Raw genomic sequence first — 19,704 nt, forward strand, 5'->3', positions numbered from 1 at the left:
CTGAACCATGGCCCATATCCAGCTCAAGAACATCTCGAAGAAATTCGGCAACCACACGGCGCTGACCGGGCTCGACCTCGACATAGCCGATGGCGAGTTCTTCGTCCTTCTGGGCGAGACGGGCGCCGGCAAGACCACCGCATTGCGTCTCATCGCCGGCCTGGAAAAGCCGACGGAAGGCCAGGTCTTCATCGATGGCGTTGACGTCGCCGACAGGGGTGCGGCCGAGCGAGACGTGGCGCTGGTGCTGCAGCAATACTCGCTCTATCCGCGCTATACGGTGCGGGAAAATCTCGAGTTTCCGCTGAAGCCGAAGATCCGCAGGCTGCCCGATGCCGAGATCAAGGACCGCGTCGACCGCGCCGCCCGGACGCTGCGCATCGAGCATCTGCTCGACCGCAAGACCGACCGGCTGTCAGGCGGCGAGATGCAGCGCGTCTCGATCGGGCGCGCCATCGTGCGCAAGCCGCGCGTGTTCCTGATGGACGAGCCGCTGTCGGCGCTGGATGCCAAGCTGCGCGAGGCGCTGCGAACCGAGTTGAAGAACCTGCAGGTCCAGCTCGGCGCCACCTTTCTGTTCGTCACCCACGACCAGATCGAGGCGATGTCGATGGGCGACAAGGTCGGTGTACTCAACCATGGCCGCATCATCCAGACGGGCACGCCGCACGAGATCTACAACAATCCGCGCGACACCTATGTGGCGAGTTTCGTCGGCTCGCCGCCGATGAACCTCATCGACGGCAAGCTTGTGAACGGCCGCGCGGTGATGGCGCCGCTGAATTTCGAGCTGCCGCTTTCGGGGGGAGCCAAGGCGAGTGCGGCGACCGACGGTCGCCCACTCGTCTTCGGCATCCGGCCGGAGGATGTCTATCTCGAGAGCGGTGCGCCGGTGGAGGCACGCGTCCACGATGTCGAGAACCATGGCGTCGAGAAGATCCTGACGCTGCGCGTCGGCGACACGACGCTGCGCGCCACGGTGCCGGCCAGAACCGATGTCACGATCGAGCAGCCGGTGCGCTTTGCCTGGAACCCCGACAAGGTGGTGTTGTTCGACAAGGGCAGCGGCATCAGTCTGCGCCATGCCGGCTGAAGCGGACCGCTTCAGTCTTTGTTTTCATGCATGTCGTTACCCCAGAACCGCTGCGCACTTTTGGGCAACATGCATCAGCCGTATCGCTCAATTGGCGTGCCGGATATCAGCCTGTTCCTCGGCGCGGAGGTGGCTGGGCGCCGAGCCGATGACGCGCTTGAAGGCACGGCTGAAGGCGGCATCCGATTCATAGCCGAGACGTGCGGCAACGACCGAGATTTTCATCCGGTCGCGAACCAGCCATTGCCGCGCCTGATGCATCCTGACCTGCGTGACATATCTTGCCGGCGTTTCGCCGACGATGGTGGCGAAACGCTCGGCAAAGCCCGAGCGCGAGGCGCCCATCATCCGGGCCAGGGACTCGACCGTCCAGTCATGGTCCGGCTCGATATGGATGGCGGCCAGCACGCGCCCGATCTCGCGGTCCCGCACCGCCGCGATCCAGCCAGACGCGTCGCCGCAGCCACGTTCGACCCATGAGCGGATGACGGTGGCGGCAAGCACATCCGCCAGCCGCGCCAGAATGCCGCTGGAGCCGACGCGCTCCATGGTCACTTCGCGCGCCATGGCCTCCAGCAGATGCGGAATGCCCGGCTCATAGGCTTCCAATTCATGCGTGCGCATCACGTCCGGCATCATGCCGAGCAGGGGATGCAGGCCATCGAGGTTGAAATACATGCTGGCGCAGAACAACAGCGTTCCCGGCTGGCAATTCTTGTCGCACATCTCCGCATTCGACGTGCAGTAAACGTCCTTGCAGACCTCCTCGCGCTTGTAGCTGTGAATTGGCCAGGCCTGCGCACCGGGTTCGCTGGCGAGCACATGGGCAGCACCTCGCGGCAGCAGCAATGCATCCCCCGCATTGAGCTCCACCCATTCGCCGGACGGCTGCTTCAGCCAGCAGCCCTTGCGGCCGATGAAATGAAACCGCGCCGCCGGATGCGCCGGGAATTGGATGCCCCAGGGTTCCTTCAGTTCGCAGCGGCCATACTCGACGCCATCGAGACGCAAGCCGCGCAGTATGTCCGTCAGCGGGTCGCCGGTGATCGGGATTTTGGACGAACGGTCAAACATAATGGGGTTTCTAGCATGGAAACTCCAGTTGATCACTCCCTATGTTGCGGTGCAGCCAAATGCTGCGGTGCAAACAAGCTGGAGACCGGCCATACTGCCAAGCCGCGATGGCAAGGCATGTAACGGGTGGAACCCCCGACCGGTCATTCCCTATGTGGCACTGCGAACAGACCGGAGACTGACCATGGCCGACCCCTCTACAGGCGTCATCGACGCCACACTTCTGAATCCCGAAGACTCCGCTGAGCGAACCGAGCCGGCATGGGGTGCCGTGGTCTCGCTTGCACTCGGCGTATTTGGTCTGGTGACGGCGGAATTCCTGCCCGCCAGCTTGCTGACACCCATGGCGCGCGATCTCGGCGTCAGCGAAGGCGTGGCCGGACAAGCGGTGACGGCGACCGCGATCGTCGCTGCGATCGCCGCGCCGACCATGGCGATCATGACCAGGCGCATGGACCGCAGGCTGGTGATGTGGATGCTGACTGTGTTCCTGATCCTGTCCAACCTTCTGGCCACTTTTGCCTCATCGCTGACCGTTCTTCTGCTTGCCCGCGTCGTGCTCGGCGTCGCGCTCGGCGGCTTCTGGGCGATGTCGGCGGCGATGGCGCTGCGGCTTGTGCCGATGCGGCTGATGCCACGCGCCATGTCGATCATCCTGACCGGCGTTTCCCTGGCCACCGTCACCGCCGCTCCTGTCGGCGCCTATGTCGGCGACATTTGGGGCTAGCGCACGGCCTTCATGATCGCGACAGTCGTCGCTGCGCTGGCGCTATTAGTACAGGTGGCCACCATTCCGAAGCTGCTGCCTGTCGGTGTGGCGAGCTTCCGCACCTTGCTCGAAGTGCTGGAGCGGCCGTCGATCCGGGTGGCGCTGCTGGTCGTGCTGCTGGTCGCTTCGGGGCACTTTGCCGGCTTCACCTATGTCCGTCCGTTCCTGGAAAAGGTTCCCGCGTTTGATATCCAGACAATCTCGCTTGTGCTGCTGGCCTATGGCGTCGGTGGGTTCTTCGGCAATCTTGCCGGTGGCTTCATGGCTGAGCGCAGCCTCAAGACAGCCGTGGCGCTGGCGCCGTTGCTGATTGCGCTGGCGGCCATCTCGCTGCTGGTGATGGGTGCTTCGCCGCCGGTATCGGCTGCGGCGGTCGCGGTCTGGGGCTTTGCCTTCGGCGCGGTGCCGGTTGGGCTGCAGACCTGGCTGGTGCGTGAGGCGCCCGATCAGGCCGAAAGCGCTGGCGGGCTGATGGTCGCCACGTTCCAGGTGGCGATCGCGATGGGCGCCGTCTTCGGCGGGCTGCTCGTCGATCATGCCGGCGTCGCCAGTGCTTTCGCCTATTGCGGGGCAGCAACACTGCTGGCGGCTGTCGTGGTGTTCCTGCTCGGGCCGAAGCAGGCTGTGTAGGCGTCTCCATCGGCGGCAACAAACAGAATACCGCGGACATACTCGGCGGCCCGAGAACCATTACGGTTTTCGGGCCGCTGTCGTTTTGATGGCGGCGACGAAGCGGTTCAGGCTGTGCTCGACATAGTCAGACACTTCGGTTGTCGGCTCAAAACTCCACCACAGCAGTGAGCCTTGCCAATGCGATGCCATCAACAGGCCAATGTCTTGCGGCGGGCTGGGAGTGTCCGCGAAGCAAGCTGCAAGAGCAGTGCACAAGGATGCCTTCCAGGCCGCACCCCGCGCCCTGAGCATGGGATCACGCAGATCCTCGCGCAGCACAAGCAGGCCTTCGGCATAGGATTCGATGCCGCCATATCCCCGCGACAGCGCCACCAGCAATTCAATCGCCCCGGCCGGGGTTCTGGGGACGGTTGCCGCCAGCGTCCTGGTCTTGTCGTCGAGGCCGTCCCAGGCGTGCAGCAGGGTGCGCTGCTTCAATCGCGCCTTGTTCCCGAAGCGCTGCACCAGCGTCGCGCCTGACAGACCGCAAGCCTTTGCCAGTCGCTCGAAGGTAAGCACTTCCGGTCCATGCTCGTGCATCAACCGAAGCGCGGACTCCAGCACCTGCTCGTCGGACTGGGTTTTTGGTCGGGTCATCTTGACATCCAAATATAACCGAATGATCATTTATATATGATACGAGCGGCGCGGGCTAGCCCGGCTCATCGATGGTTTCGTTTTTGGGAGAGTTCAATGACGTTGCAAGGAAAAGTTGCCCTGGTCGCGGGCGGGACACGAGGCGCCGGGCGGGGCATAGCTGTCGAACTCGGTGCTGCCGGTGCCACTGTCTATGTCACAGGACGGACCACGCGCGCCCACCAGTCCGACTATGCCCGACCCGAAACAATCGAGGAGACGGCCGAGATGGTATCGGCGCAAGGCGGCACGGGCATCGCCATTCAGGTCGATCATCTGGTGGCTGACGACGTGCGCGGGCTGGTCGAGCGTATACGGGCGGAACAGGGCTGTCTCGACATCCTGGTCAACGACATCTGGGGCGGCGAAAAGCTGTTCGAATGGGACAAGCCAGTCTGGCATCACAATCTGGAGAATGGCTTGCGCATGCTGCGCCTGGGCATCGACACGCATCTGATCACCGCGCACCATGCGCTGCCGCTGATGATCGAGCGGCCGGGCGGACTGCTGATCGAAGTCACGGACGGTACCGCCGAATACAATGCCGACCACTACCGGCTGTCGCCCTTCTACGACCTCGCCAAGGTGGCTGTGACGCGCATGGCATGGACCCATGCCAAGGACCTCGCAAAACATGGCGCCACCTCCGTGTCGCTGACGCCCGGCTGGATGCGTTCGGAAATGATGCTGGAGTTCTACGGCGTCCGCGAGGACAACTGGCGCGACGCGACGGCCAATGTGCCGCATTTCGTCATCTCCGAAACGCCACGCTTTGTTGGCCGCGCCGTTGCGGCGTTGGCGGCGGATCCGGATCGCTCGCGATGGAACGGGCAGTCGCTGTCCAGCGGCGGGTTGGCGCAAGTCTACGGTTTCACCGATCTCGACGGCTCACGGCCCGACGCGTGGCGCTATGTTCCGGAGGTCCAGGATGCCGGCAAGCCTGCCGATGCGACAGGCTACCGGTAGAGTAGGTGGTTCTTGCGCGGTTCCGAACGGAAACGGCTGCATACTTTCCTGAGATCGCTTCAGGCCGAACGTCCGTCGAAATCGAAGATCGACAAGGTGGAAGGGTCGAGATCGGCGACGCAGTTGATGTTGATGTAGGCGCTGCGTTCACCGTCGTCACGGACGTCCTCGGCGAAGGGGTGGACGCCGCAGCTACGGCGGAAGCGGTGCGCGATGGCATTGTTGCCGAAAGTGTAGCTGCCGAGGTCGTCGCCCCAGGCCAGCACAAGCAGCGCCTTGTGGGGCACGGCTGACAAAAGCGCGCCCTTGCGCGAGCAGATCGAACAATTGCACCGCAGGGCGCTGGCCAATTCGCCTTTGACCTCGAAAGCGACCTTGCCGCAGTGGCAGCTGCCTTTATAGAGCATCAGAATCTTCCTATTGCTGGCAGGTGCAAAGGCACGACGGCCGGGTTATCCCTACCGCAGCCCCACCGGCTGCGTTAAGTCATTGTTTTTCCGCAGTTCCGGACGGAAAACCGCTACACACTTTTCCTGGAACTGCTTTAAAGACGTTGTATCCTTGCGGAGTCCGACACCGACATGCAATCAATCCGCGACCGTCTCGAAATCATCCTGTCACGTCTTGCCAATCGCGTGGCCGATGAGAAGGTCTATACGAAGCTTTATGCCGAGGCCGCGCGGGCAGCGGCCGACGCCAGCGATGCGCGCGGCAAAGCCGGCGTGACGCTCGGGCCGCTCGATGGCACCATTTTATCGATCAAGGATCTGTTCGATGTCGCTGGTGAGGCAACCACCGCCGGTTCGCTGATGCTCAGGACCGCAGCACCCGCTTTACGTGACGCTACGATTGTGAACCGGCTGCGGCAGGCCGGCGCGGTCATCATCGGCAAGACCAACATGACCGAATTCGCCTTCACCGCCATCGGTGACAACCAGCACTACGGCACACCCGGCAATGCCAGGGATGCCAGCCGCATTGCAGGCGGCTCGTCCTCTGGCGCTGGCGTTTCTGTCGGAGAAGGGACGAGCGAAATATCGATCGGTTCCGATACTGGTGGCTCGATACGCATTCCGGCATCACTGAATGGCGTCGTCGGCTTCAAGCCAACCGCGCGGCGCGTGCCGCTGGCCGGCGCGTTCCCGTTGTCCGGCACTCTGGACTCCATCGGACCGCTTGCCCGAACCGTCGCCCAATGCGCTTTCACTGATGCCGTGATAGCCGGCGAGGTGCCGACCGCGCTGGCGCCGATCGGCCTCTCAGGACTTCGCGTCGGCATTCCGCGTGGCGTGCTTTTCGAAAACACCGAAAGCGAGGTTGCTGCGGCGTTCGAGCACTGTTTCGGCAAGATCGAACGGGCCGGCGCTGGGATCTCGGACCTCTCGATCGACGATCTGATCGCGGACCTGAGAGCAGTCACCAAGCGGGGCTCGATCGCCGCGATGGAGGGGGCCGAAGTCCATGCCGACTGGCTGGCGGCAGGCGCTTCAGTGCCAGTAGACCCGCACGTCAGCGGACCTCTGTCGCGGGCGGCAATGCTGCCGGCTCCCCTCTACATCAGGTCACTGCGCCGCCGTACCGCGCTGGTCGCCGCCATGGACGAGCGGCTGTCATCCGTCGATGTGCTGGCATTGCCGACGACGCCGGTCACCGCGCCGAGCATCGTTTCGATGGCTGAGGATGTGGAGCTACGAGACCACATCGAAGGCCTGCTGCTGCGCAACACGCAGGTCGCCAATCAGTTCGACCTCTGCGCGATCTCGCTGCCGATGCCAGGAACGGCGCTGCCCGCCGGCCTTATGCTGGTCGCGCGCAGTGGCCATGACGGGCATCTGCTGCGGGTTGCGGCGGAAGTCGAGGCTTTGCTCTGTCGCTGACGAGCGGCTACCCGGGACGAGGTGTCAGTGCGCCGAGCAGTGGCTGCGTTCACTGTCCCTGGCGGCGCGCTCGATGCCGGTCGCGACCAGCCAGGGCTGGGTGGATTGCTTGCCGTTGAGCGTCTGGGACCGGCTCTCGATGGAACCGGCAATGACGACCTTGCCGGCGTAGAGCTTGTCCGAAAGATCGAGCGCCTTGTCTTCCTGCGGCAAGCCATCGATGTCGATCGACACGCCCTTGATGACCTTGCCGGTGGTCAGGTCGAGTGCACTGTGCGACGGGCAGGGCGCCGCCACGCAGCGTAGTCCATTGTCGCAGAACACGTAGCCGTCCCGCCCATCGGCAAAAGCCTGCGCCGTCGTCGCGCAGGCGCCGACGGCCAGGAGGATTATTGCGACGATGTTCGACATGAGCGGCAAGGTCGCCAACGAATTCGGGAAAATTGAGGCGCTGTCACTCGGTTTCGGGAAACCGCCGCCGATAGTGATCGACCACTTCGGGGTTGCGCAGATTGACCGGCAGTTTGCCCGCCAGAACAAGCAGGGCCTCGCCCGCCGCGCCGACGCCCATGCGCATCATCGATTCCTCGGTGATGCCAGCCATATGCGGGGTGATGATGACATTGTCGAAGCTGAAATAAGGATGATTTGACGGCAGCGGCTGGGTTGAAAACACATCGAGCGCGGCACCGCCAATGCGGCCCTTGCGCAAGGCCTCGATCAGCGCGTCATCGTCGATCACCGGTCCGCGCGAGACGTTGATCAGCAAGGCATTTGGTTTCATTCGGGCTATGCGTTCGCGGCTGATCAGGCCGCGTGTCTCCGGCGTCAGCGGGCAGCACAAAACGATGATGTCGCTCTGCTCGACCAAAGCGTCGATCGACAGGAAGCCGACCTTTTCCGGTGCCGGCTGCATGCTGCGCGTCGTCGCTACCACGTTGAGGTCGAAGCCATGCGCCGCGATGTGGCCGACGGCCTGCCCGACGGCACCGAGGCCAACGATGCCGATCGTCTTGCCGGCAAGCTCGCTGTTGGAGTTTGTATGCTCGCGGCCGGCGAGCCAGCCTTTGGCGCGCAAATCACGGTCGACCATACGGAAGTTACGAAGCAAAGCGAGGGCGGCAAACATCACGTGCTCGGCGACCGAGCGGGCATTGACCGCCGGCACGTTCGCCACCAGAACGCCGGCTGCTAAAGCCGCTTCCATCGGGATCATGTCGAGCCCGGCGCCGTGGCGGATAGCCGCTCTCAGCTTCCAGGCACCCTCGAAAAGTTGTGGCGGCAGATGGGCGCGCACGATAACGATGTCGGCGTCCTTCGCCTCCTTGGCCAGGGTGCCGGCATCGAGCGCCGACGCAATGACAAGCTGACCGGCGCCGGCCAGCATGGCTGATGCGTGCGGGTGGAGCGGATGGGTCGACAGGATCTTTGGCACGGCCACGGTCAGGCCTTTTCGAGCGCCGGGCTCGCAGGCGCAACCGCCTTGCCGCCTTCGATCAGGCCCTTCCAGTAGCTCTCCGCGCCTTGCAGATGCGCGCTCATCAGCGCCTGGGCGAGGTTGCCGTCGCGGCGCAGCAGCGCCTCATAGATCTGGATATGCTCGGCATGTGAACGCACGCTGCGCTCAGGATCGTTGAAATAGACGGGCAGGCGCTGTTCGCCCATCATGTAGTAGACGCTGCAGACATTGTGAAAGACGCTGTTCTTGGTCGCCCGCACGATCTCGAGGTGAAACTCGCGGTCTTCCTTGGCCAGGCCTTCGCCGGCGGCGATGCGGTCTTCCGAGGCCTTCAGGATTTCGCGCAGCCGCTCGAAATTCTCCTCGGTGGCGCGCGAGCAGGCAAGTTCGGCCGCCTTGATCTCATGGATCTTGCGCAGCTCGACCGTTTCATAGATCTGGATCGGATCGAGCGGCAGGCCGGCCCGCGCGAACAGGGCCATCGCCTCGACGCTGGCCTGCTTGGTATCGATGTAGATGCCGGACTTGGCCCGGCGCTCGACGATGCGCATGGCTTCGAGGATGGCCAGCGTTTCACGGATCTGGCCGCGGCTGACGCCGAAATGCTCAGCCAGCTCACGTTCCGACGGCGTGCGGCCCGTCTCCTTGTCCGAGTGGGAAAACAGATAGGCGGCAAGTTCCGCGAGAAGGTTCTTTTCTTTCATGTCACCCGCGTTGCGCGTGCTCCTGCAGGAATCGCTCGGAGATGGTGAATCCCAATCCAGGCTTTTCAGGGACCGCTACCATACCGTCCCTTGCTTCGACAGTCTCTTCAACAAGATCGTGAATCATCGGGTTGGCGCCGAGCGAATATTCGACGGTGAAGCTCGCCGGCGACGCGGCGCAGATATGCAGCCCGGCGAAGAAGCACGGCGCTCCCGCCCACAGATGCGGTGCAAAACGCAGGTTGAAGGCGCTGGCGATGGTGCCGATCTTCATCGCCTCGCTGATGCCGCCGCAGAAGGCCGGATCGGGCTGGAAGATATCGGCCGCCTTGAGCACGGCCAGGTCGCGAAAAGCATAGCGCGTGGCCTCGCTTTCGCCCGTCGCAATCGGCACGGCGCCGGACGCCCGCACTTCGGCCATGCCCGGCTTGTCGTCGGCGATGATCGGCTCCTCGAACCAGGCAAGGTCCAGGTCGTTGACGAGCTGGATGAAGCGCTTGGCTTCGGCCACCGTGTACGTGCCATGGGCGTCGACCATCAGGTCGACATCGGGACCGAGCGCCTGCCGTGCGGCGCGGACACGGGCGGCGGAAATGTGCGGCGCGCCGTCCATGGCGCCGACGCGCATCTTCAGCGCCTTGAAGCCGCCTTTGGCGATATAGGATTTCAGCTGTTCGCCGATGGCGTCGGCTGCTGCCCAGCCGCCGGATGCATAGGCTGGCATGCGGTCGAGCTTGCGGCCGCCGAGCAGTCGCCAGACCGGGACACCCAATGATTTGCCAAGAATATCCCACAGCGCGATGTCGACGGCGCTGATGGCGGCGATGCTCATGCCGCGCCGCGCGAGTTGCGGCATGGCGTGGCCGGCGCGCGCCGCGCTGTCATGGCGCACGCCGTTGTAGAGCATCTCCCAGATCACGCCGATGTCAGCGGGATCGCGGCCGATCAGTTGTGGCCCGACCTCATGGTTCAGCATGTGGACGAGGGCGCCATAGCTGCCGGCGCTGCCGGCCGCGTTCTTGCCTTCGCCCCAGCCGACCAGCCCGTCATCGGTCTCGATGCGCAGGATGGCGGCGTCGAAGGTAGTGACCTGCCCGAAGTCGCTGCGGTGTTGCTGTGCCGCTTCGATCGGTATGCGGACCCACCAGGCTTGGACGGTCTTGATGCGCATGTTCTTCCCCGGCCCTGCCGCCAGCTCGGCGGAAGGGCGCATTTCCTATCGTTGAACAGACTACTTGATCAGCGGCAGCAGCGTTTCGGCGGTGATGCGCATCTGGTCGGTGTAGAATTTCTCGGTCAGCACGCTGGAGCCGTGATCCTGGATGAACTTCAGCTGTTCGGGCGAGATGTCGACCGGGTGGCGCTCGACCATGTCGGGATAGGGCGCGGCCGGCGTGCGGTCGACCGGGGCGACGAACTCGTTGGTCAGCGCGCCGTCATAGCCGACCTCTCGCAAGGTCGCGACGATCTTCGGCCAGTCGATCTGGCCAAGGCCGGCGGCGAAACGGTTGTTGTCGGCGACGTGGAAATCAAACAGGCGCTTGCCGACCTGCCGGATCGCGTCATGGACGTTAAATTCCTCCATGTGGATATGGTAGGCATCCAGGCAGACGCCGCATTCGGGGCTGACCGCATCGGCCAGCGCCAGCGCCTGGGCGCCGCGATTGAACAGATAGGTTTCGAAGCGGTTGAGCGGTTCGACGGCGATCTTGACGCCGACCTTCTTGGCATGGGTGAAGCATTCGCGGGTCGCGTCGACGACCCACTTCCATTCCTCTTCCTCGGTGCCGTCCGGGACCACCTTGCCGACGGTCGCGGGGACGAGCGTGATGATCTCGCCGTCGAGTTCGCTGACCATCGTCAGCACGTCCTTGACGTACTGCACGGAGCGCTCGCGCTGGCCCTGGTCCCTGGCCGCGAGGTTGCGCTCGCCCAGCATCAACGTCACCGCGCCCCAGCAGCGGATGCCATGCTCCTTGAGCAGCGCCCGCGTCTCCTTGGTCTTGTATTGCTCGGGCTCGCCGGAAATCTCGATCGACTCATAGCCGAATTTCTTGATGCGCTTGAGCGTCGTCTCCAGTGGTTCCGCTCGCATCCAGTTGTGCGTCGAAAGATGCATCGTCAGTCCTTCCCAATTCGTCTTTAACGGTTCGCCTGCAACGCACGCCGCCGAAGACGGCGCACGGGTTCCTCCCCAACACGTTCCAGCTCCCTTTTTAACAAACTGGTTCGACCAATTGGGCCTCTTTCGAGGTCTAGCGTAATTTTTCAGGGACGGCAAGAACCGTATGGCGACAACTTTTTGTGTGGTTTAGCTGTCTGATTATATTGGAGTATTGGGTCGATTTCTGGTGATGTTCGGCCTTCCGTCGTTGCATTCAGCGGCTTGACCAAAATACGATATTTGGTAATACCAGAATGATGATGCACGCATGCGTGTGATTGGAAAGACAAAGAGGCTGGCTCTGCGTTCAATTGGCGCTATGGTTGGTGTGAAAGGGAGGATGAAGAATGCCGTCGACGATGAAAGGCCCCGGACTTTTCCTGGCACAGTTCGCGGGCGACGCCGCGCCATTCAATTCGCTGCCCTCGATCGCCAAATGGGCGGCAGGCCTGGGCTACAAGGGCGTGCAGATCCCGACCTGGGACGCGCGCCTGTTCGATCTCAAGAAGGCGGCGTCTTCCAAGACCTATTGCGACGAGGTGAAGGGTATCTGCGCTGACGCGGGCGTCGAGATCACTGAACTGTCGACACACCTGCAGGGGCAGTTGGTGGCGGTGCATCCCGCCTATGATGCGCAGTTCGACGGCTTCGCGCCGCCTTCGGTGCACAACAACCCTAAGGCACGGCAGAAATGGGCTGTCGAACAGATGAAATTCGGCGCCAAGGCGTCCCGCAATCTCGGGCTCAAGGCTTCCGTGACGTTCTCCGGCGCGCTGGCCTTCCCTTACCTCTATCCCTGGCCGCAACGGCCGGCCGGGCTGATCGAGGAGGCATTCGCCGAGTTGGGCAAACGCTGGAAGCCGATCCTCGACATCTATGAGGACAATGGCGTCGATGTCGGCTACGAGATCCATCCCGGCGAGGACGTGTTCGATGGCGCGACTTTCGAGATGTTCCTCGATGCGGTCGGCGGCCACAAGCGCTGCAACATCAACTACGATCCGTCGCACTTCCTGCTGCAGCAACTCGACTATCTCGAATTCATCGACATCTATCACGAGCGCATCAAGGCGTTCCACGTCAAGGATGCCGAGTTCAATCCGACGGGAAGGCAAGGCGTCTATTCCGGCTACCAGAGCTGGACCAATCGCGCCGGCCGCTTCCGTTCGCTGGGCGACGGGCAGGTGGATTTCGGTGGCATCTTCTCCAAGCTTACCCAGTATGGCTATGATTCTTGGGCGGTGCTGGAATGGGAGTGCTGCCTGAAGCATCCGGAGGATGGAGCGGCCGAAGGCGCGCCGTTCATCCAGCACCACATCATCCGGGTGACGGAGAAGGCATTCGATGATTTTGCCGGCGGGGCCACCGACAAGAAGGTGCTGCGGGCCATGATGGGAATCTAACGGAGAAGAAAATGGTTGGCGCATCGAAGTCGGAAACGGGAGACGGCCCGATCCGCTATGGCATGGTCGGCGGCGGGCAGGGCGCCTTCATCGGCGCGGTACACCGGATCGCGGCGCGCATGGACAATGATTTCGTGCTGGTTGCGGGTGCCCTGTCATCCGACCCGGCACGCGCCAAGGCTTCGGCCGCCGAACTCGGACTCGATCCGGACCGCAGCTACAGCTCCTACGCCGAGATGGCCAAGGCAGAAGCCAAGCGGCCCGACGGTATCGAGGCGGTAGCCATCGTCACTCCCAACAATGTGCATGTGCCGGCTGCCAAGGCGTTCCTAGAGGCCGGCATCCATGTGATCTGCGACAAGCCGCTGGCAACGACGCTGGCCGAGGCGAAGAAGCTCGCGGCGATCGTCGAGAAGACCGGCAAGGTGTTCGTGCTCACCCACAATTACACCGCCTATCCGATGATCAGGCAGGCGCGCGAAATGGTGGCCAAGGGCGTGCTCGGCGACATCCGCATCGTGCAATCCGAGTATCCGCAGGACTGGCTGACCGAAGACCTTGCCGCCACCGGCCAGAAGCAGGCGTCATGGCGCGCCGACCCGAAACAGGCGGGTGCGGGCGGTGCGCTGGGCGACATCGGCACGCACGCCTACAACCTCGCCCGCTTCGTTTCCGGGTTGGAGCTGGATTCGCTGTCGGCCGATCTCGACGCCTTCGTGCCGGGGCGGCAGCTCGACGACAATGTCAACGTCATGCTGCGCTTCAAGGCGCCGGGCAAGGCGCATCCGGCCAAGGGCATGATCTGGGCCAGCCAGGTGGCGCCAGGTCATGAGAACGGGCTGAAGCTGCGCATCTACGGCTCGAAGGGCGGGCTGGAATGGGTGCAGGCCGACCCGAACTATCTCTGGTACACGCCGTTCGGCCAGCCGAAGCAATTGATCACCCGCAATGGCGCCGGATCGTTGCCGGTGGCAGGCCGTGTCAGCCGCGTTCCGTCCGGCCATCCGGAAGGCTATCTCGAAGGCTTCGCCAACATCTACCAGGAGGCGGCGCGCGCCATTCGCGCGGCGCGGCGCAAGGGCGGCAAGCCGGCCAAGGATGTCGTCTTCCCGACTATCCAGGACGGCGTCGAGGGCATGGCTTTCATCGAGGCCTGCGTGAAGTCGTCGAAGAAAAACGGGGCGTGGACGAAGCTCTAAATCTGAGGGGTGGCGATATTCAGGTGATGCCGGCCTGCAAATGGCGGATACCTGCGCTTCCGGTGCTCACGTACCCAAAAGTACGCTTCGCTCCGGTTCTCGGTATCAGCCATTTTCGTCTCGGCCTGACCTGAATCTCACCACCCCATGAACATGAACCAACGGGGAAAATGGGGAGGGGGCGTCGATGAAAATCGGCATGTGCATGTTCTTGTGGACGACGGCGTTGTCGAAAAAGCACGAGCCGCTGCTTCGCGACATCAAGGCGACAGGTTTCGATGGTGTCGAAATACCGATCTTTGTCGGCACGCCGGACGACTACCGCAAGCTCGGCGACCTGCTCGACCGCATCGGGTTGGAACGCACGGCCGTCTCGGCGATGGGCGATCCGGCGATGAACCTGATCTCGACTGACGCCGCGACGCGCAAGGCTGGTGTCGACTATATGAAATGGGCCGTCGATTGCGCCGATGCGCTGGGCGCCCGAACGCTGAGCGGCCCACTGCATTCGACGCTCGGCGCGTTTTCCGGGTCTGGACCGACGGCGGCCGAGAAGAAGCGTTCGATTGCCTCGCAGCGCGCCATCGGCGATCATGCCGGCAAGCGGAATGTCACCATTGGGCTCGAGGCGCTCAACCGCTTCGAATGCTATCTCGTCAACACGATGGCTGACCTCTCCGAGCATATCGACGCCATCGACCGGCCGCACATCAAGGCGATGTACGACACTTTCCATGCCAATATCGAGGAGGCCGATCCGATCGGCGCCTATACGAAACATCGCGGCAATGTCGTGCATATCCACATATCGGAAAACGATCGCGGCGTGCCGGGGCGCGGCAACATTCCGTGGCAGGAGACGTTTTCCGCCATCCGCAAGAGCGGCTATGACGACTGGCTGACGATCGAGGCGTTTGGCCGTTCGCTGAAGGATCTGGCGGCCGCGACGAAGGTGTGGCGTGACTTTTCCGAGACGCCGGAAGCGGTTTATCGGGAGGGGTATAGGCACATCAAGGAGGGGTGGAAGAGGGCGGCTTAGCACTCTGATCGACGCAAAGACCTGTCGAGCGCGGCTCGACGAAGTGGGGGTCGACCCTTGGTGCAAGCCGCGATGATGATTGCGCCTGGTCTATTTTCTATTTGCGTTCGCGGTGGTTCCCCCACTCCGTCTCGGCTTCGCCGAGCCACCTCTCCCCCCTCCGGAGGGAGAGGAAGGAAGCCTCAGCCTTGGAGGACAGGCGGCGACTCGGACAACCTTGCGCCTTTCCTCTACCCCGTCGACCGGGGGAGAGGTGTCGAGCGAAGCTCGACGGAGTGGGGGGTCGACCCTTTGGCACCGGGCGAGACGATGCTTGTGCTTCCGCGCCGCGAGGCCGATCACCCCTGCTCGGCCTGCAGCCTGTTGTAGTCATGGATCGTCCGGCTCAGGCGACGGCGCAGGAAGCTGGAAATGTTGTCGAAGATGAAGACGACGAGCAGGATCAGCAGCACCATGTAGAAGACATTGGCCCAGTTGGAATTGGTGCGCATCGCCTCCCACAGCTTCAGGCCGATGCCACCCGCGCCGACGGCGCCGATTATCGTGGCGCCGCGAGTGTTGGATTCCCACTGGTAGAGCGTCTGGCTGATGAACACCGGGATCACCTCCGGCAAGACGCCGTAGCGCTGCACCAGGAGGCCATTGGCGCCGGTCGAGAGCACGCCTTCGCGCGGCTTGTCATCGATGTTCTCCAGCGCCTCGGAATAGGTTTTGCCGAGCGTGCCGATCTCGGTGAAGAAGATCGCGGCACTACCAGCCAACGGGCCCGGTCCGAAGGCGCGGGTGAAGAACAGCGCCCAGATCAGCATGTCGACCGAGCGCATGAAGTCGAAGAAGCGCTTGAGGACCTGGCTCAGCAGTCCGCTGGGCGTGATGTTGCGGGCGGCGAAGAAAGCAAGCGGGAAGGCGACGATGCCGCCGAGCAGCGTGCCGAGAAATGCCATGACGACGGTCTGCAGGAGCTTCGTCCAGACATCGCCATGCTGCCATTGGCCGTTGTACCAGATATTGTTGGCGGCCAGCGCGAGATTTGACGTGCCCGGCTTGAGTTCCGGCCCGGAGACGATCAGCGAGATCACTTCGCCGGGTGATTTTTCGAAGAATAGCGAGCGCGGGTCGAAGACGAAGTTCGCCCAGCCGAGGAAGCGCTTGCGGACCTTGACGCGATCGGCCGCGACCCGAACCTCGCCGGCAAAGCCCATGTCGGCGACAACCTCCTCGTCATGCGCGGTGATCCAGGCCGGAATAGCGCCGGAAACCACCGGCTTGCCCGATATCATCGATACCTGAACCGTCTGGCCATTGGCGATGATGGTGGCTTCGGTCTTGGTGAAGGTGACGGATTTGGCCTGGCCGTCGACCAGGACCGTGATCGAGCCGTCGGCGCTGGTCTTCACCCAGTCCGGGTGAGGGTCCGCGCCGAGCACCGAAAAGCGTGGATATTTGGGTTCAATTTGTGGCGTGTCGAGCGGGAAGGTCGGCTGCACGTCGTAGCTGATCCATTGGGTCAGGAAAAGCGGCAGGCGCTCCCAGTGTGATTCACGCATGACCTGCGGCAGGTTGAAGAACCACACGGCATAGACGAGGTAGAGAAGCGTGCCAACAAACAGCAGTAGCGGGCCGAAACGCTTGTGCAGCGGCCGCTGGAACACATGCGGGTAGCGCTCCTCGATCGACAGGATTTCATCGGCGGTCATGACAGCCATAATCACGCACCCATCAAAAAGGCTTGCTCGCCAACCAGCTTGCGGCGCAGCCAGGCGGAGAATTGGTCGATGATAAAGATGGTCGTGAACAGGAGCAGCACCAGCGCCAGCGTCTTGGCGCCGAAGCCACGCGAGATGGAGAGCTTCAGTTCCTCGCCGATGCCGCCGCCGCCGACGGCGCCGATGATGGTGGAAGCGCGAACGTTGATCTCGATGCGGAGCAGTGTGTAGGACATGAAATTGGGCAGCACCTGCGGCAGGTCGGCGAAGCGCACGCGCTCGAACCAGTTGGCGCCGACGGCCGTCAGGCCCTCCTCGGCGCGCATGTCGATGTTCTCGTTGATCTCGTAGAACAGCTTGCCCAGAGCGCCGATCGAATGCAGGCCGATGGCGATGATGGCCGCGATCGGGCCGATCGAAACGATGGCCGCGAACAGGCCGGCGATGACGATCTCGGGAAAGGCACGCAGCAGTTCCATGAGCCGCTTGACGACGAGCCGCAGCGCCGGGTGAGGCGTCAGATTGCGGGCGGCGATGAAGGAGAACGGCACCGCGAAGACAAAGCCGATGAAGGTCGAGACCAGCGCCACGTTCAACGTGGTCAGCATCAGTTCGAAATACTCGGGCACATAGAACCCGCCCCAGACATAGGCGCGGCCGAGCGGGAAATTGTATTCCTGGGTGCCATTGTCATGTGGTGAGGCGATGTCGAACATGGCCCGCCAGACATCGTTCCAGTCCTTTGGAATGAGCCAGCTAAGGAAGTCGAGCAGGTGCGGCAGCCGATCGAAAAAGTGACCGGCATTGGCTTCGTCGGCGAACCACATGGTTGCGCACAAGGCGACGAGCAGCAGGCCGACGCCCATGGCCGTATAGAGCCGGCGCAAGGAGGTCTGGCGTCGCCAGGCATCGGCTGCCTGGTGGGTTGCGTCTGAATGGGCGGTTGCTGAGAGGGTCATGATCGGACATGCAAAAAGGGCGGCGCTGGAGGTGTCGCCGCCCTTCCTGGTTTTTGCCGTTAGCCGCCGATCGCGGCCTTACGAGCTTCAACGATGACGTTGTAGAAGTCCGCCTTCACCGGGACGTAGCCGGTAAAGTCGCCGCCTTCCACGCCTTCGAAGCAGGCCTTGTCCTTCTTGGGCAGGTTGGTGAAGAAGTCGGTGAGCTTGGCGGTCATCTCGGGGCCGATCGCGGTGCGCACGACCAGCGGGCCGTTGGGGATCAGGCCGGAGCGCCAGACTTCGACGAAGTCGTTGGGGTCGACGGCACCCTTGGCGGCTACCTTGTGGAAGGTGCCGGAAGTGTAACCGTCCTTGAAGTTGCCGATGCCGGAGGAATCGTCCACCGCCACGTCGACCTTGCCGTCGCGCATGGCCAGGATGTTGTTTTCATGGCCGCCGTTGAACTGGGTCGAGGCGAAGAAGGCCTCGTTCGACGCGCCGGTGGTCTTCGGGATCTGGGTCAGCGGGATCAGGTAGCCGGAAGTCGAATCCGGGTCGGCGTAGCCGAGCTTCTTGCCCTTGGCCGATTTGATGTCGGTGATGCCGGAGGATTTCAGCGCCAGGCCGATCGAATAGTAACCGGTGGCACCATCGGTCTGCTGGGTGGTGAGGATCGGGGTGACCGCCTTCGGATCCTTGATATAGACGCTGGCATAGCCAGAGGCGCCCAGTTCGGCGAAGTCGAGCGTGCCGCCGAGCAGGCCCTGGATGACGCCGTCATAGTCGGCGGCGGGGAACAGCGAGACTTTCTCGAAGCCGAATTCGGCCTTCAGGTGGTCGGCAAGGCACTGGTAGTTGCGCAGGCGGTCGGTTTCGTTCTCACCGCCGAGGATGCCGACGCGGAATTCCTTCATATCGGCGGCGTGGGCCGCGCTGGTCGCCATGGCGAGCACCGAAACGGCGCTGAAAACCATCTTTCTAAACATTTGATGTCTCTCCTATAGGTTCCGGCCCCGCGCCGGCAGCGTTCTTGATTTTGACAGGTGCCCTTGACGCGGGCTGGCGATCCAGGCTGCTCTCAATACCCCGGGAATGCGGGCTCGAGCGGTCCGGCGGATGCTGCGATCTTTTGCTTGAAGGCAACGCTGGTGGAGGTGATGGCCTCCGAGATTTCGCCGCCATTGCTGTCGGCGCCATAGACAAGGCGCACGGCCTCGCGGTTGAGCTCTTCCGGCGGTCCGTCGAAGACGACCTTGCCGGCGGCCATGCCGATGATGCGGTTGCAATAGGTGCGTGCCGTATCCAGCGTGTGCAGGTTGGTGACGACGGTGATGCCCTCGCGCAGGTTGATGTCCTGCAGCGAGTCCATGACCACCTTGGCGTTGAGCGGGTCGAGCGAGGCGATCGGCTCGTCGGCCAGGATCATCTTCGGCTGCTGCATCATGGCGCGGGCGATGGCGACGCGCTGCTGCTGGCCACCCGACAAGGTGCCGGCGGGCTGGAGCGCGGTGCGGGCGATGTCGAGCCGCTCGAGGGCGGCGACCGCCTCGGCGCATTCGGCGCGGGAGAACATGCCGAAAAGATTGGTCATGGTCGAGCGGTGGTTCAGCCTACCGAGCAGCACGTTGGTCAGGACGTCGAGGCGCGGCACCAGGTTGAACTGCTGGAAGATCATGGCGCAGTCGCGCTGCCAGCGCCTGAGCGGCGAACCGCGCAACCGGGAAACCTCGGCACCGTCAAAAAAAATCGACCCCTGGCTGGGATCGATGAGACGGTTGATCATGCGCAAAAGAGTCGATTTGCCTGCACCCGAACGGCCGATGATGCCGACCATCTGACCCTGCGGGATCGAGATGTTGATATCGCTGACGGCGGTATTCTTGCCAAATCGTCGGCTGACGCCGCGAATTTCAAGCGTGGCAGAGGTTGCTGACATGAGCAAATTCCAGTCCGGAGCATAATGATCGTCTGGTTCTCGCCTAACGCAGCCACATGAACCTGC

Annotated in this window: 18 protein-coding genes and 1 pseudogene; 7 read left to right on the top strand and 12 right to left on the bottom strand. The window is 63.0% G+C overall.

Going from position 1 to position 19,704, the window contains the following annotated elements; all coding sequences use genetic code 11:
• Positions 1–7: 7 nt before the first annotated feature.
• The gene (locus tag LGH82_RS24410; protein ID WP_227345187.1) at positions 8–1,093 is read left to right on the top strand and encodes an ABC transporter ATP-binding protein; all 1,086 of its coding nucleotides are present in this window, start codon (positions 8–10) and stop codon (positions 1,091–1,093) included.
• A gap of 87 nt (positions 1,094–1,180) precedes the next feature.
• Here the strand turns inward: LGH82_RS24410 and LGH82_RS24415 are convergent, their stop codons facing one another.
• Positions 1,181–2,167 (bottom strand): AraC family transcriptional regulator, encoded by a 987-nt coding sequence (locus tag LGH82_RS24415; protein WP_227345188.1) that lies wholly within the window; start codon positions 2,165–2,167, stop codon positions 1,181–1,183.
• Between the two features lie 184 nt (positions 2,168–2,351).
• On the opposite strand from LGH82_RS24415, the pseudogene LGH82_RS24420 reads away from it, so the two are divergent.
• Positions 2,352–3,566, top strand: a pseudogene (locus LGH82_RS24420) (MFS transporter).
• A gap of 60 nt (positions 3,567–3,626) precedes the next feature.
• Here the strand turns inward: LGH82_RS24420 and LGH82_RS24425 are convergent.
• Positions 3,627–4,205, bottom strand: a complete 579-nt coding sequence (locus tag LGH82_RS24425; protein ID WP_227345189.1) for a TetR/AcrR family transcriptional regulator — start codon at positions 4,203–4,205, stop codon at positions 3,627–3,629.
• A 96-nt stretch (positions 4,206–4,301) separates the two neighbouring features.
• On the opposite strand from LGH82_RS24425, the gene LGH82_RS24430 reads away from it, so the two are divergent.
• A complete protein-coding gene (locus tag LGH82_RS24430) occupies positions 4,302–5,210 on the top strand; it encodes an SDR family oxidoreductase (protein ID WP_227345190.1) in 909 nt (302 codons plus the stop codon).
• Positions 5,211–5,269: 59 nt separating this feature from the next.
• On the opposite strand, the gene LGH82_RS24435 is transcribed toward LGH82_RS24430, so the two are convergent.
• Complete coding sequence (locus tag LGH82_RS24435; protein ID WP_227345191.1) at positions 5,270–5,617, bottom strand: GFA family protein; 348 nt, start codon at positions 5,615–5,617, stop codon at positions 5,270–5,272.
• A gap of 174 nt (positions 5,618–5,791) precedes the next feature.
• Between LGH82_RS24435 and LGH82_RS24440 the strand changes: the two genes are divergently transcribed.
• Entirely contained in the window at positions 5,792–7,087 is a 1,296-nt protein-coding gene (locus LGH82_RS24440; RefSeq protein WP_227345192.1) for an amidase, read from the top strand.
• Positions 7,088–7,111: 24 nt separating this feature from the next.
• Here LGH82_RS24440 and LGH82_RS24445 read toward each other — a convergent pair whose 3' ends face one another.
• From LGH82_RS24445 to LGH82_RS24465, 5 genes are read right to left on the bottom strand one after another with little or no spacing between them, the layout of a single operon-like run.
• Positions 7,112–7,498: a hypothetical protein gene (locus tag LGH82_RS24445; RefSeq protein ID WP_227345193.1), complete on the bottom strand. Its 387-nt coding sequence runs from the start codon at positions 7,496–7,498 to the stop codon at positions 7,112–7,114.
• A gap of 43 nt (positions 7,499–7,541) precedes the next feature.
• Positions 7,542–8,522, bottom strand: coding sequence for an NAD(P)-dependent oxidoreductase (locus LGH82_RS24450; protein WP_227349676.1), 981 nt, complete (start codon positions 8,520–8,522; stop codon positions 7,542–7,544).
• A gap of 8 nt (positions 8,523–8,530) precedes the next feature.
• Positions 8,531–9,250: a FadR/GntR family transcriptional regulator gene (locus LGH82_RS24455; RefSeq protein WP_227345194.1), complete on the bottom strand. Its 720-nt coding sequence runs from the start codon at positions 9,248–9,250 to the stop codon at positions 8,531–8,533.
• A gap of 1 nt (position 9,251) precedes the next feature.
• Positions 9,252–10,421, bottom strand: coding sequence for a mandelate racemase/muconate lactonizing enzyme family protein (locus LGH82_RS24460; RefSeq protein WP_227349677.1), 1,170 nt, complete (start codon positions 10,419–10,421; stop codon positions 9,252–9,254).
• Between the two features lie 60 nt (positions 10,422–10,481).
• Entirely contained in the window at positions 10,482–11,369 is an 888-nt protein-coding gene (locus LGH82_RS24465) for a sugar phosphate isomerase/epimerase family protein (protein WP_227345195.1), read from the bottom strand.
• Positions 11,370–11,761: 392 nt separating this feature from the next.
• Here LGH82_RS24465 and LGH82_RS24470 point away from each other — a divergent pair, with 392 nt between their 5' ends.
• The 3 genes from LGH82_RS24470 (at position 11,762) to LGH82_RS24480 (ending at position 15,055) form a co-directional block, all read left to right on the top strand.
• Entirely contained in the window at positions 11,762–12,817 is a 1,056-nt protein-coding gene (locus tag LGH82_RS24470; protein ID WP_227345196.1) for a sugar phosphate isomerase/epimerase family protein, read from the top strand.
• 11 nt (positions 12,818–12,828) lie between these two features.
• Positions 12,829–14,016, top strand: a complete 1,188-nt coding sequence (locus LGH82_RS24475) for a Gfo/Idh/MocA family protein (protein ID WP_227345197.1) — start codon at positions 12,829–12,831, stop codon at positions 14,014–14,016.
• Between the two features lie 187 nt (positions 14,017–14,203).
• Positions 14,204–15,055: a sugar phosphate isomerase/epimerase family protein gene (locus tag LGH82_RS24480; protein ID WP_227345198.1), complete on the top strand. Its 852-nt coding sequence runs from the start codon at positions 14,204–14,206 to the stop codon at positions 15,053–15,055.
• A gap of 338 nt (positions 15,056–15,393) precedes the next feature.
• Here the strand turns inward: LGH82_RS24480 and phnE (LGH82_RS24485) are convergent, their stop codons facing one another.
• The 4 genes from phnE (LGH82_RS24485) to phnC all read right to left on the bottom strand — a co-directional run bounded on the left by phnE (LGH82_RS24485) (position 15,394) and on the right by phnC (position 19,638).
• Positions 15,394–16,761 carry a phosphonate ABC transporter, permease protein PhnE gene (gene phnE / locus LGH82_RS24485; RefSeq protein WP_227345199.1) on the bottom strand — a complete coding sequence of 456 codons (1,368 nt, stop codon included), beginning with the start codon at positions 16,759–16,761 and terminating at the stop codon, positions 15,394–15,396.
• Positions 16,762–16,763: 2 nt separating this feature from the next.
• Entirely contained in the window at positions 16,764–17,720 is a 957-nt protein-coding gene (gene phnE / locus LGH82_RS24490; RefSeq protein WP_227345200.1) for a phosphonate ABC transporter, permease protein PhnE, read from the bottom strand.
• A gap of 59 nt (positions 17,721–17,779) precedes the next feature.
• On the bottom strand, positions 17,780–18,688 hold the full coding sequence (phnD, locus tag LGH82_RS24495) for a phosphonate ABC transporter substrate-binding protein (RefSeq protein ID WP_227345201.1): 909 nt from the start codon (positions 18,686–18,688) through the stop codon (positions 17,780–17,782).
• 92 nt (positions 18,689–18,780) lie between these two features.
• Positions 18,781–19,638: a phosphonate ABC transporter ATP-binding protein gene (gene phnC, locus LGH82_RS24500; RefSeq protein WP_227345202.1), complete on the bottom strand. Its 858-nt coding sequence runs from the start codon at positions 19,636–19,638 to the stop codon at positions 18,781–18,783.
• Positions 19,639–19,704 lie beyond the last annotated feature (66 nt).

Origin of the sequence: Mesorhizobium sp. PAMC28654, from assembly GCF_020616515.1 — a bacterium.
In the GTDB taxonomy this organism is placed as follows: Bacteria; Pseudomonadota; Alphaproteobacteria; order Rhizobiales; family Rhizobiaceae; genus Mesorhizobium.